Raw genomic sequence first — 13,851 nt, forward strand, 5'->3', positions numbered from 1 at the left:
TGTAGATGTTTAGACGTCCGTTGACATTTTTAAGTAAACAGATAACAATAGCAGCCTATTTTCAAGGTGCTTGCTAAACACTTCAAAGGTGTGATTTTTTTAGTAGGATAATCGGGAAGTTGGTGCGTTTTCATTGATGAAGTCAATCCCAACACTGCCCCCGCAACGGTAAAGTTATGCTGTATTTTATTATGGTAACTGAGTCCGGAGACCGGCCTTGATGTAATCTTACTTACTAACATCTTTGCGGTGGGCAGAGATAGGGAACATCATGATAAATAAAACTGCATTGGGTGTGGCTATTTCGGCTGCGCTGTCTTTTTCTGCATCTGCAGAACAAACCATTGAAAGAATAACCGTTACTGCAAATAAATTTGAACAATCAATCAATAATGTACTTGCCAGTGTTAATGTTATTGAACGCATAGATATTGAGCAAGGTAATTACCGAGATTTACCCACACTTCTAAGTACTCAGGTAGGCTTTCAAATAAACTCAAATGGCGGCTTTGGTCAAAACGCTGGTGTGTCCTTGCGTGGTACAGGCTCTGGTGATACGTTAATTTTGATTGATGGTGTTCGTACCGGTTCTGCAACGCTTGGCCAAAAAGCATTGAGTAACGTGCCTTTAAATAGTATTGAACGCATTGAAATAATTAAAGGGTCACGTGCCGCTGTCTATGGCTCTGATGCACTTGCTGGTGTTATTAACATTATTACGCGTGAGTCAGATAACCTTTCTGTTAGTGCAACATTTGGTTCAGACGCTTACCAAGATTATCAAATGGCAGGCTCTGTAAAGTCAAGCGATATGAGGAGTGCATTTAATGCAGGTTTTGAAAAAACAGATGGTTTTGATGTATTGCAAGGTGTAGCGCCAGATGAAGATGGTTATGAGAACAAAAACCTCGGTTTTAAAGTAAATTATAATGATGCACAGTACGGTGATTTTAAGTTATTAGGTCAATACAGCGAAGGCTTTGCTGATTACGATAGTCGCTTTAGTCCTGCCGATAGCACGATTGAACGCAATGACTTTGAAAATTATCAATTGTCTGCTGGTTGGAATAAAAACTATAAAAATCAGTCTCACGGTGTTGATATTGCACTTGTAACTGATGACTCAGATAACACTTATGTTAATTTTTCCACTGGTCTGCCAGTCACAAGTACGTTTATAACTCAGCGTACTCAAATTGATTACAATGGCCAATATCGTTTAGATGATACTTTAAATATTAGTGGCGGTATTAACTGGTATAAAGACGATGTGTCGCGCAGCTCTCAAGTATTTATTGAAGATAGTCGTGACGTGCTTGCAGTATTTGTAGGTGCCTATTACGGTACAGATAAGGTGCTTGCTAATCTAACTGTTCGCCAAGATGATGATGAACAGTTTGGTGATGAAACAACGTATACCGCGGCAGCGGGATATCATTTATCGAGTAATGCAACATTCCGTTTAAGCCAGAGCACAGGGTTTAAAGCGCCTACCTTTAACGATTTATATTACCCTGATTTTGGTAACCCTAATTTACAACCAGAAAAGTCCGTTAACCGTGAGCTTGGCTTAAATGTAGACTTTGATATTGCGCAAGTTGATGTCGCTATTTTTAGAAACGACATTGAGGATAAAATTGATTATGATGCAAACTTTGCATTAGCTAATATTGACGAGGCTCGCTTTGAAGGGGTTGAATTTAGTCTTTCTCAGCAGGTTTTTGGTTTTGATAGTCACCTTAATTTTGCATATTTAAGTGCGCAGAACAAAGAAACAGGCGCAGAGTTGCGTAATGTTGCTAAGCGTACATTTAATTGGGAGCTTAAAAAACAGTTTGGTAACTTTGATGCGCGTATCGATATGCAGTATCGCAGCGATCGTCAAGGTGCACAAACCCACTTAGGCTCTTACACACTATGGAATTTAGCGGGTAATTATCAAGTTAATCAAAATATTGAAGTATCGCTTCGCGTAGAAAACCTGTTCGATAAACAGTACAACGCCGTTGATTCACATCTAAGTTCTACAACAGCTCAAGCGTATTACTATAATACACCAGAACGTCGCTTGTTTGCTGGTATAAGCTATGAGTTTTAATTACTGAATTAGCACATATAATAAATGCCCGAATTTAAATCGGGCTTTTTAATGTGTTATTCCGTTAAAAACTCGCTAAATTCGGTTTCAAACTTGTGCAATTTAGGTGCAATTAAAATACTACAGTAGCCTTGTTCTGGGTTTTCATTGTAGTAGTCTTGGTGAAAACTTTCAGCAGGGTAAAAAGTGGTTGCTGGGCTTACCTCGGTTACTATAGGTTCGCTAACATGAGTTTGCAGCTCTGCAATAACGGCCTGTGTTTGCAATTGTTGTTGCTGATCATGGTAATACACAACGCTGCGGTATTGAGTACCTATATCGTTACCTTGGCGATTTAACTGGGTGGCATCATGCAAGGTAAAAAACATTGCGAGTAAGGTTTCAAAGCTTATCACACTAGAATCAAATTCAACCTTAATCACTTCTGCATGCCCGCTATTGCCTGTGCAAATAGCTTTGTAGGTTGGGTTATCAGTGTGCCCGCCCGTGTAACCAGAACAAACACTGAGTACACCTTTAACACGCCTAAATGCCGCATCAATACACCAAAAACAGCCGCCGCCGAGTGTTGCTACCTGTGTGGTCGAACTCATAAGTACTTCCTCAATTATATGGTTATATGCACCAAAATAGCGCCGTAACAGCTAATTACGACGCTCAGAGTAACTTAGATCTCTTTAAGTGGTTTTTCAGCTGCTTGTTTATCTAGCTTTTGCTGTAAAAACTCTGGTGATTGTGTATTTCGCGCTAGTGCGTAATAGGCAGCTGGCACCACAAACAGAGTCAGTATGGTGGCAACCGTTACGCCGGTAAATACCACTACACCAATTACCATTCTACTTTCCGAGCCAGGCCCTGAGGCGAGTACCAAAGGTACCGCGCTCATAACTGTGGTTAGGGAGGTCATTATAATAGGACGTAAACGCTGGGTAGCGGCTTGTAAAATAGCTTCACTAAATTCCAACCCTTTATCACGTAACTGATTGGTAAATTCAACAATCAGAATACCGTTTTTAGCGCTTAACCCGATGAGCATCACAATACCAATTTGGCTGTATATATTAAGTGTTAAGCCCATACTCCATAGGCCAAACATAGCACCCATTAGCCCAAGTGGAACGGTGAGCATAATAACAAGCGGATGCATAAAGCTTTCAAACTGAGCAGCGAGCACTAAAAAGGTCACGGTCAATGCCAGCACAAACACGTAGGTCATAGCTGAGGCACCTTCATAAAACAATTGTGACTCACCTTTGTAATCAATGGCGCCATCAATGTCATTTTCTTCTGCGGCAACATTGTTTAAAAAGTTTAGTGCTTGTTCTAGCGTATAGCCATCAGCTAAGTTGGCACTTAGAGTAATTGCACGCATACGGTTATAGCGATTTAAACGCGAGGCGGTGGCTTCTTCTTTCAAGCTTATAAGGCTGTCGAGTGGCACCAATTCATTGCTGCGAGATTTAAGGTAAATATTTGAAATATCAGTAGGGTTTGCAAAGTCTTCTTTAGTTCCCTTTAAAATTACATCGTACTCTTCACCGCGGTCAATAAAAGTGGTTACACGGCGTTGGCCAAGCATGGTTTCAAGTGTACGTCCCACATCTGAGACTGATACGCCTAAATCAGCGGCTTTACTTTTATCAATACTGACTAAAAATTGTGGGAAGGTTTCTTTATAATCATGATCAATGCGCACTAACCCAGGGTTTTTCTCTGCACGTTTAATAATTCTATCGCGCCAATCAGCTAGCTGAGCATAATCATTACCTTGTAAAACAAACTCTATCGGTCGCGATGAACCACCACCGCCAATACCACGGCGCATAATTGCAAAAGCACGTACATCGGTGACTTCTTGCATTTTACCGCTTATTTCATCCATGACTTCCCAGGTTGAGCGTTTGCGTTTATCCCAATCCGCCATACCAACAATGGCTACACCACCACTGCCACCCCAACCTGGAACTCGCACTAAAACTCGGCTTAGTTCGCCAGATTCAGAGTAAGGCATTAAGCGTTCTTCTATCTTTGCCATATTAGCGGCATTATTCTCATAGCTAGCCCCTTCAGGGCCATTCATAAGTACAAAAAAGGTACCACGGTCTTCTTTAGGGGTAAGTTCAGACGGTATTTGTAAAAATAATGAATAACTAACAAACCCAGCTAAAACTAAGCTCAGCATTAAGCCCCATTTGCGGGTCATGTTTGACGCTAAAGCGTTACGGTATCCATTTTCTAATTTAGTAAAAAAGCGATCCATTGCTTGGCTAAATTTACTTTCTTTTTCAGAGGCCTTTAAAACCTTTGAACACAATGTCGGAGAGAGTGTTAATGCAGTAATACTGGAGAAGAACACGGCTGCACTCACCGCCATTGCAAATTCTGTAAATAGTGCGCCTATTCGTCCTTCCATAAACACCAATGGTACAAACACAGAGATCAGTACTAGGGTGGTGGCTATAATTGCAAAGCCTACCTCACGGGCGCCGCGATAAGCTGCCAATAAAGGCGGCTCACCAAGTTCTATGCGGCGGTGAATATTCTCTAGCATTACAATGGCATCATCTACCACTAAGCCTATTGCTAATACTAGTGCCAGTAGAGTTAATAAGTTAATTGAATAACCCATTGCTAATAAAAACATAAAACTACCGACTAAGGCGACCGGTACGGTGACCGCAGGAATAAGTGTGGCGCGAATATTACCTAAAAATATAAAGATAATAAGCACTACTAAGCCCATAGAAATTGCTAAAGTTTTATAAACCTCATTAATTGATTCTTTGATAAATACTGAAGAGTCGTAACTGTCTTCGATAGTGGTGCCTTCTGGTAGGTTACGCTTAATCTTTTCCAGTTCACTGCGGGCATTATCAACTACTGTAAGAGTATTTGCTTTGGCTTGTTTAACAATACCCATACCAATCATATTACGGCCATTTCCGCGAAATAAGCTTTCATCATCGGCGGCTTCTAATTTTACGTCAGCCACTTCGCCTAGACGTACTAAATAACCATCTTCGCCTCGCTTAATGACAAGGTTTTGAAAATCACGTTGGTTTTTATAGCTGCGTGCAGTGCGCACAGTAAAATCACGGTCTACCGATTCAATTTCACCCGCCGGAAGCTCTACATTTTCACTGCGTAGTGTTTGCTCTATATCACTAGAGGTAATGCCACGAGCTGCCATCGCTTGGCGGTTAAGCCATACTTTCATGGCATACTTTCGCTCTCCCCCAATACGCACATTTGATACACCATCAACAACGGCTAAACGGTCGACAATAAAACGCTGTGCATAATCAGAAAGTTGCAATGAATCCATGGTTTCACTGTTAAGTACAAACCACGCGATAGGGCTTTCGTCACTATTTGATTTTGATACTTCAGGAGGGCGTACTTGCTCTGGTAGGCTGTCTAATGCCCGTGCAACACGTTCTCGTACATCGTTAGAGGCATCGTCTATATCGCGGTTAATATTAAACTCAATGGTAATGTTTGAGCGGCCATTACGACTCGATGAGTTAATACTTTTAATACCCTCAATCCCCGAAATACGGTTCTCGATAACTTGGGTTATTTTTGTTTCAATAATTTCAGCAGATGCACCGGTATATTCAGTACTAATATTTACAATCGGTGTTTCAATATCTGGATACTCACGCAAAGGCAGCATACTAAAAGCAACTAAGCCAAAAGTGAGTAACAGTAAGTTAATAACAATCGCAAAAACGGGGCGTTTGACGCTAGTATCGGTAATTTTCACGTGTTACCCCTTAACGCTTACTTTGCTACCAGAGCGGATTTTGATTATTCCCTCGGTAACAATCTGCTGGCCGTTCTTTAACCCCTTGTCTATTGCAACCCAGCCATTGTTTCTACTTGCAACATGTACCTCTATGCGATTAGCTATGCCATCTTCAATTTGAAAAACATAATGTTTATCTTGCAGAGGAATAATTGCTTTTTCAGGCACCATTAGCGCTTGATTGCTGCTTAGCTCTAGTGCAGTTTTAAGTAGCATACCAGGGCGAAGTAAACCCGATTTATTAGCAAAACTGGCTGTTACTTCTACACTGCGAGTGATTGAATCAATACGTGAGCTTATATGGGTTACTTTACCGGTGAATGTTTGATCAGGGTAAGCATCGTTTTGAGTGCGAACAGTCATTCCGTTTTTCAGTTGAGCTAAATACTTTTCAGGCACTTTAAAATCAACTTTTATGATACTGATATCATCTAAGGTTGTAATTATCGTGCTGTTACTAATATAAGCGCCTACCGATATTTCGCGTTTACCCAGTAACCCAGAAAAAGGCGCGGTAATAGCCATTTCATTGAGTTTAGTTTTGGCACTTTCAAGTTGAGCTTCGCTGGCATCAACACGGGCTAGCTGTTCTTCAAGTAACGACTTGGCAGTCGCTTGTGAGCGAGAAAGTTCGGTAAGCCTAGCTAATTGGCGTTTTTCTTCTTGTAAATTAATGCTAAGTTCTTTTACTGCAAATTGTTCTTGTTGGTTTTGCAGTTGCACTAATTTTTGTCCTTTGCTGACCAAGTCGCCGTCTTCAAAGTAAATGCTGGTGACATAATCGTTTTGTGCGCTTTTAATGTAAATAGCCTGATTAGCACGGGCACTGCCAATGGCTTCAATCATAATGGCATTTTCTTGCGACTCGACAGTGTGCGCAGAGACTTGTGTTGTCATTGCCGAGTAATCAGCTTGCTCGCCCTGTGATGCGGGCAAATATAAATAAACGCTAAAAATTATTAGTACCGAAATAATAAATGGAAATAGGGCTTTGCCGGATTGTTTAGAGTGCATTGTTTTCATACCTGAAAATAGATTATAAGTATTGTACGAAATCAGGACAAAAAAAGGCGGTTATGTATCTCATTAATTTGTGCGTTAGGCGTAAAAATAACTGATACTTAGTCATTGCGCATATTTAACAGTAATAATAGGAGTTAATTGATGAACTTCAAAACATCATGCAAACGCTGTTTAACACTGAGAAAGTTAGTATTGTGGGCTATTATTATGTTTATATTTTATATGGCGTTTTTTCAGTATGGCTAATATAAAAAAACACACACTTAAATACCGAGCGCAAGGCGCTAAAAATGGGATTGAAATACTGGTCGTAGGTAGCATTGGTTTAATCTTCATCATGCTATTTAATTTATTGCGTCCAGGTGAAATCAGTATTATTGAAATTTTTTTAGTAAGTTTATGTATTGCAGCAATTTTAATTGGATTTTTTAAAACACAAGAACCTTTTTATAGTATTATTTTAACTGAGCAGCAATTAACATATCAGCATAAGTACGGGCAATGGGATTTACACCAAGAAAATCTCCACCATTGCGGTATTCCTAAAGTTGATAACGGTATCGATCATCTTGAGCTTAACGCGATTGGTATTAAGTTAAATGATATAGATACATTTTTAGCTGCTTTAGCACCAAGAATTGCGGGTAAATTACTAATAGAACAGCGGCACTTATTTATGCAAGTTGTTCAAAAAAATTGCAAAAATGGGCATTGCCCATCAGAATGGTTAGTTGAAGATAATAAATTTAGGTCAAAAAAAGGAATTGACTATAATGGGCTTATAGCGATGTTTGCTAATAGGGCTAAGCATCTTCAGCTTTTAACAGGGTATGACTTACTGTTACCTGCCAGTGTAATAGAAAGTGATATTTGGGAATTTTGCGCAAATTTAAATAAATGGAAGCGTGATCCCTCTCAGTTTATCAAGTCGCAGTGTGAATAATAATATAAGCACTCACTGCGGGATTAGGAATAACTATGAGTCAAGACAGATCTTTTATAAAAAGTGGTAGAAACACCATAATTCATAAAGATAGAAAACTAGATTTAGTGATTGTTAATGGTGAGGAACATCCTCGAATTAAAGTAACAGCAAATGGCCTTGAACCATTTAAAGAAGAGCTGCCAAAAAACCGCCGTGATGCAAAAGAGCGCTACTTAGATATGGTTTATATTGCAAGCCCAGATGTATTTAGCGAGGAAAAACAGTTGTTGTTTATTCAATCCTTAGATGGCCGCGAATATAAAGTAGATTACAGTAAAGTTGGCACTAAGTTATTTGTTCGTATTCATCAAGATAGCTATTTATAATTTATAATGGCACTTTTTTTGCTTCACAGTCTTATTAGATAATTTTAAGACACAAAGGTGCTTAGTATGAGAGCAATTTCGTTAATACCACTTATGGCATGCTTGCTTTTGGCTGCATGTGGAGGGGGAGACGGTGCTGATAACAGTGATATTAAAACGTCAGTATTTGCAGGTGACGATCTCCAAGTTGTAGAAAAATCGGAGTTTACTATTTCTGCAAAAGGCTCTCCTGCAGATGGTACTTTTACTTGGCAGCGTGTAAGCGGTCCTATTATAGATGTGTTTCCGCTTGAAGGGGCTGAACAAACCATCACTGCACCGGATGTAAAATCTGATAGTGAATTGGTCTTAAGAGTAAGCTATCAAACGCCAGATGGTAGTTTAGTGAATGACGACTTGAGTGTTTTCATTGCCTCTAATAATCAGCTTCCTCTTGCTGTTGTTACTCAAGTTGCTCCTGCAAACTTGCCCTCAGTTTATAAAGATACTGTAACCCTTAGTGGTTTAACTTCCACAGACCCCGATGAAAATGGCGAAATTAGTAGTTACTTGTGGCAATTATTATCTGGGCCTGATTTAACAATTGATAGCTATACCAATCCAACGCTTAGTTTTCCTCATCCATTATTAGAAAATAACACCAACTTAAAATGGCAACTCACCGTAACGGATGATGAGGGCGGGGTATCTGCATCACAATTTGATATGACTCTCAATAAAACAGCCCAAGTGATTATTGCCGATGCGGGTGCAGACCAAACAGTAGAAGAGTTTGATAAGGTTATTTTAGATGCGACGGCAAGCGAAGCGGCAACTCAGACTTATCAATGTAAGTGGCAACAACTTACCGGAAATACCGAAGCTCTTCTTGAACCGCAGTCATGTACTGCTAGCTTTTTCGCCTCTGATATTGATTTAAATGCAACTCTTAGCTTTGAAGTACAAGTTATGGATTTAAAAGGGCGTACCGACACAGATACTGTATTTATTGATGTAACACCTAAAGCGCTTGGGTTAATAAACGATACTGGGCTGGGTGAGTGTTATAACAATACTCAACGTATTAATTGTAATAATGATGAGTTTCCAGCTCAAGATGCTGATCTTGGGCGCGATAGTTTTGCCAATCGTTTAGGTAAAGTGGGTAAAGGGAATTTGGCTTTTGATTACACCAAACTTAATGAGTTTGCCGATGAGCTTCTTGATGATGCGTCGAACTTTAGCTGTATTCGCGATAATACTACCGGCCTTGTCTGGGAAGTGAAAAGCCCTTATTCCGGTGTGATACCAAATACCTCGCTGCGTGATGGACAAAACCGCTATATTTGGCAAGGGTCTGTTAACAGTGGCGATGTAACTGGTAGTGCTAATACTACGTGCCCAAATAATACTGATTGTGGATTGCAAACCTATATAGATGAAGTTAACGCGCTTGATTTTTGTGGTGGCAGTAATTGGCGTTTACCCACTTATTCTGAGCTGTTAGGTTTAATCGACTACGGTAAACAAGGGCAAAATGTATTGATAGATACTGCATTTTTCCCTAATACACCATCGACTAATAGTGTAGGGCATTTACGCTACTGGACTTCACAGACCGCGGTTGATGGTGCCAGTTTATCTCAGGCTTACACTATCGATATGATGGATGGCAACGATTTAGCCTATCCAAAAGATAATACCGCCTACGTGCGCTTAGTTAGAAATCGTTAAGGTGATTATTATGAAATTAATTAAAGTCTCTATGTTATTAGCCTTAGGATTGAGCCAGTCACTTGCAGCGCAGCAGTGTTATGAAGAGGTTGCGACTAGCGATGATACCGACCGATTTGTGATTAATATTGATGGCACAGTGTCAGATACTAAAACAGGGCTGATGTGGCAACGCTGTAATTATGGCCAAGTTTATAATAGCGAAACAACTAGCTGCGATGGTGATACTCAGCCACTAAATTGGCAAGCTTCACTTAAAGGCGCAGTTAATGACAGCACCGCAGATTATAGCGATTGGCAAGTACCAAGTATTAAAGAGTTAGCCAGTATCGTTGATCACCGTTGTACCGACCCAAGTATTGATGCGGATATTTTTTTAGCAACGCAGTCGCAAAATTATTGGTCTAACACCTCAGGTATTAGCAATATAAATTCGGCATGGGTTTATCAATTTTCCAGTGGTTTAAATAGCTTACATGCTAAAACAAGTAACGTATATTTACGCCTAGTACGCTATGAGAAGTAGTTAATTAATGTATTAGCGAATCTAAAAATGCGCTTTTATTTAGTTTAGCCTTTTTATTTACACTATTTTAATAATAAAGCCTGGTTGTAGTTGTCACCCAGGCTATTTTTTTGCCATTATAGGCCGTGAATTAACGACCAAGGACTATAAAGGTGTATTTAAGCTATTTTGGTTTACAAGAAAAGCCATTCTCAATTTCGCCTAACCCCCATTACTTATTTTTAAGTGAACGCCACAAAGAAGCATTAGCACACCTTACTTATGGGTTAGGTGAAGACGGTGGTTTTGTGCTGTTAACAGGTGAAGTGGGTACGGGTAAAACCACCATAACGCGTAGTATGTTAGAGCGACTGCCTGAAAATACCCAAGTAGCAATGATCCATAATCCTGCGTTATCAGAACTTGAACTGTTAGCCAGTATTTGCGATGAATTACAGATAACGTACGACGCCAAAAATGCAACCCTGAAAAGTTTAACGGATGTCATTAAAAAGCACCTTGAGTTTAATAATAAAGCGGGGGGGCATACTATTTTGATTATTGATGAAGCACAATTGCTTGCTCCTGATGTGCTAGAACAACTTCGCTTATTAACCAATATTGAAACGGATCATAAAAAGTTATTACAAATAGTATTAGTAGGGCAGCCTGAGTTACAGGTACTTCTAAAGCGAAATGAGTTAAGGCAGCTGGCACAGCGTATTACTGCCAGATATCACTTGTTAGCACTAACACCAGGGCAAACCATTGCTTATATTCAACATCGGCTGCATATTGCAGGTTGTGACAAGAAAATATTTTCAATGGAAGCAATGCAAATGGTGCATCAGCTCACAGGCGGTGTGCCACGATTAATGAATCTGGTGTGTGAACGCGCATTAGTAGGGGCATTTTCGAAACAACAAGAAATTGTTGGCAGTGATATTGTTAAACAAGCGGCGAGTGAATCTTTACCTATCGACTTTATTGTTACAAATAATAAGATGAGTAAAACAGGTTCGATTTGGCCTTATAGCGCTGCTGCGTTAATGCTTTTTGGTGCAGGAATTGGCCTGTCTTTTATTTTTTAGTTAGGTGATTCATGTCTTATTTATTAGATGCGTTAAAGCAGTCAAAGCACGATACCATGAGCGCTGAGCAATATGACTTGCAAGCGCAACAATTAAAACAACAACGCCAGTTGATGACCTATCGTCGAATTAGTTTTTTACTCGCAGGAAGTTTATTGGCAACGGGTATATTGGCCAGTGGCTTCTTTGTCGGCAAGTGGGCGCAACAAGAAAATGTAACCGTTAAAAATGAGCCTGTTCAAAATGACATTAGTCAAAAAGAGTCAGGGGTTGTAGAAAAATCAACAACAAATGCAGAGGAAGTACAAAGAACGGTTGCTCAAACAGTAACAACTCCTCAAGCGCCCATTGTAACAGCTGCGCCTAACAATTCTGTGCCGCTGGCAGGGCAGTTGGTTTATGTACAAACCCCAACGGGTGTACAGCAAATGTTGCTGACGCCACAAGGACAATATTTACCTATGAGCGTTAATCAAGCGTCTCAAGGGCAAACGCAAAATTTCTCGACGCAGAATAACGCTTCATCTAGTTTTCAATCACCGAGCAGCCAACCGCAAAGTGTCCCAACTCAATCAGCGAAAAGAACACTTACTGCAGATGAGTTGAGTAAATATAAGGTGTTAGGTAAACCACTTAATCAAAATGTGCCTGCGCAGCCAGAGTCAAATGATGAACTTGATACGGTTCCCGACACACTGAAAAATGCGTTTGCGCAAGCCGTTAATAGCACAGAAACAACAGCCGACTATGAAGTAACTCAAGGCTCTCGCCTTTCATCACGAGTACAGCCTGTTGAGCTACTTCCTGATGGCTTACAAAGTATGTTACCAAGTATTAAGTATCAGGCGCACATTTATTCTTCAGCTGCGGATAAACGCTGGATAAAGCTCAATGGCAGAGAGCTATATGAAGGGGAGTCTATTGGTGCGTTGAAGGTGTTAGAAATAGCGCCAGATCAGAGCGTACTTGATTTCGATGGTTATGAATTTAGCTTAAAAGCCTTGCAAGATTGGCCACAATAGTGGCCAATTAACTAAAGATAGAGTGCTTATAAAAGCCTTCTAAATCTATATTATATTCTTTGGGTTTTATTGCTGATTCAAGCGTGTCTTGCGTTCTTTTGTTTGATAAGTCAACGTCTTGAACTTCAGTGTAACGCCCATGTTTTGCATTAAAAAACGTTTTTACTACTGGCTTTAATGGTGTGGCAGGATTGCTTTGAGTAACGAGTCCCACCTTTTGGCTTGAGAGTTTTACCAGTGTGCCCACAGGGTGAATACCAATGCACTGAATAAACTTATTAAGTAGCACTCCATCAAAGCTATCTGGGCAGCCTTGCTTTAAAATTTTAAATGCTCTAATTGGCTCCATGCCTGCTTTATAAACCCGTTCAGCGGTTAATGCATCATAAACATCAACAATAGACGCCATACGAACGTACTGGCTTATTTCATTGCCTTGTTTGCCAAAGGGATAGCCTTTACCATCTAAACGCTCGTGATGCATACCTGCAATATCTACGGCAATCCCCGTTAATCCTGCGTCTTCTAGTATCTCTTTGCTAAAGAGCGCATGATTTTGCATCACTTTGAATTCTTCGTCCGTGTAACGACCTGGTTTGTTGAGAATAGCATCAGGGATTTTTATTTTTCCCATATCATGTAAAAGAGCGCCAGTGGCAAGCTCTTCAATAATTGCTTTTTCAATACCGAGATGTTTGGCAAAAATACTCATTAAAATAGACACATTTATCGAGTGCTCTAACAAATAGGCGTCTTTTTGGCGCATTTGTGTAATACACGCTAGAGCATCTTGATTTCTAAATACGGAGTCAATAAACCCACTAGCCAGTTCTTTAAAAGGCGCAACATCAACAGTACGCCCAGACTCTATATCGCCAAAAGCTTTGGTTTGCAGGTTTTTTGCTTCATCGTAAAGCTTTTTAGCTTTACTCATTTCTTGCTCAGCACTGTGGGTAATTAACCAAGGATCGCGCTTTTTGATTTCGTGCTGAGTAGGTGAGGTTGCTTGTGTTTCAGGTGCTTCAGATTCGAGCATTTTATCAGGGTCGATTTCAACCTCTAAAATTCCTGATTTTATTAATTTATCAATTCCACTTTGAGTTTTAACCCAGCCTTGGTTTTTTATTCTAATGCTACCAGTTTGTTTAACAACTTTTTGTACAAACATACCAGGCTTTAGCTGTGAAGTAGGAATGATTTTCAAATTGAACTCTAATTAACAGTTATTATTTTTTAAATTAACAAATAAATGCGTAGATAGGAATAAAAAAGGCATCAAA

The 13,851-nt window shown here is 39.9% G+C and carries 11 protein-coding genes and 1 riboswitch; of the genes, 7 read left to right on the plus strand and 4 right to left on the minus strand.

From position 1 onward, the window contains the following. Positions 1-69: 69 nt before the first annotated feature. Positions 70-235, plus strand: a riboswitch (cobalamin riboswitch). A gap of 36 nt (positions 236-271) precedes the next feature. After that, positions 272-2,098: a TonB-dependent receptor gene (locus QL989_RS12415; RefSeq protein WP_178955327.1), complete on the plus strand. Its 1,827-nt coding sequence runs from the start codon at positions 272-274 to the stop codon at positions 2,096-2,098. Between the two features lie 56 nt (positions 2,099-2,154). Here the strand turns inward: QL989_RS12415 and msrA are convergent, their stop codons facing one another. The 3 genes from msrA to QL989_RS12430 form a co-directional block, all read right to left on the minus strand. Then, positions 2,155-2,691, minus strand: coding sequence for a peptide-methionine (S)-S-oxide reductase MsrA (gene msrA, locus QL989_RS12420; RefSeq protein ID WP_138605671.1), 537 nt, complete (start codon positions 2,689-2,691; stop codon positions 2,155-2,157). A 74-nt stretch (positions 2,692-2,765) separates the two neighbouring features. Beyond that, positions 2,766-5,864 carry an efflux RND transporter permease subunit gene (locus QL989_RS12425; RefSeq protein WP_290170664.1) on the minus strand — a complete coding sequence of 1,033 codons (3,099 nt, stop codon included), beginning with the start codon at positions 5,862-5,864 and terminating at the stop codon, positions 2,766-2,768. A gap of 3 nt (positions 5,865-5,867) precedes the next feature. Beyond that, complete coding sequence (locus tag QL989_RS12430) at positions 5,868-6,920, minus strand: efflux RND transporter periplasmic adaptor subunit (protein ID WP_138571138.1); 1,053 nt, start codon at positions 6,918-6,920, stop codon at positions 5,868-5,870. Positions 6,921-7,167: 247 nt separating this feature from the next. On the opposite strand from QL989_RS12430, the gene QL989_RS12435 reads away from it, so the two are divergent. The 6 genes from QL989_RS12435 to QL989_RS12460 all read left to right on the plus strand — a co-directional run bounded on the left by QL989_RS12435 (position 7,168) and on the right by QL989_RS12460 (position 12,571). Beyond that, entirely contained in the window at positions 7,168-7,872 is a 705-nt protein-coding gene (locus QL989_RS12435) for a DUF2982 domain-containing protein (RefSeq protein ID WP_010391053.1), read from the plus strand. A 35-nt stretch (positions 7,873-7,907) separates the two neighbouring features. Further along, a complete protein-coding gene (locus tag QL989_RS12440) occupies positions 7,908-8,240 on the plus strand; it encodes a hypothetical protein (protein WP_010391054.1) in 333 nt (110 codons plus the stop codon). A 66-nt stretch (positions 8,241-8,306) separates the two neighbouring features. Then, a complete protein-coding gene (locus tag QL989_RS12445) occupies positions 8,307-9,953 on the plus strand; it encodes a DUF1566 domain-containing protein (RefSeq protein ID WP_198522340.1) in 1,647 nt (548 codons plus the stop codon). 10 nt (positions 9,954-9,963) lie between these two features. Next, positions 9,964-10,479: a DUF1566 domain-containing protein gene (locus QL989_RS12450; protein ID WP_138605661.1), complete on the plus strand. Its 516-nt coding sequence runs from the start codon at positions 9,964-9,966 to the stop codon at positions 10,477-10,479. A 152-nt stretch (positions 10,480-10,631) separates the two neighbouring features. After that, a complete protein-coding gene (locus QL989_RS12455; protein ID WP_290170665.1) occupies positions 10,632-11,549 on the plus strand; it encodes an AAA family ATPase in 918 nt (305 codons plus the stop codon). Positions 11,550-11,560: 11 nt separating this feature from the next. Next, positions 11,561-12,571, plus strand: a complete 1,011-nt coding sequence (locus QL989_RS12460; protein ID WP_290170666.1) for a general secretion pathway protein GspB — start codon at positions 11,561-11,563, stop codon at positions 12,569-12,571. Between the two features lie 7 nt (positions 12,572-12,578). On the opposite strand, the gene QL989_RS12465 is transcribed toward QL989_RS12460, so the two are convergent. Further along, positions 12,579-13,775 (minus strand): HD-GYP domain-containing protein, encoded by a 1,197-nt coding sequence (locus QL989_RS12465; RefSeq protein ID WP_290170667.1) that lies wholly within the window; start codon positions 13,773-13,775, stop codon positions 12,579-12,581. Between the last annotated feature and the right edge of the window lie 76 nt (positions 13,776-13,851).

The sequence above is a fragment of the Pseudoalteromonas sp. APC 3224 genome (genome assembly GCF_030407535.1).
GTDB lineage: Bacteria > Pseudomonadota > Gammaproteobacteria > Enterobacterales > Alteromonadaceae > Pseudoalteromonas.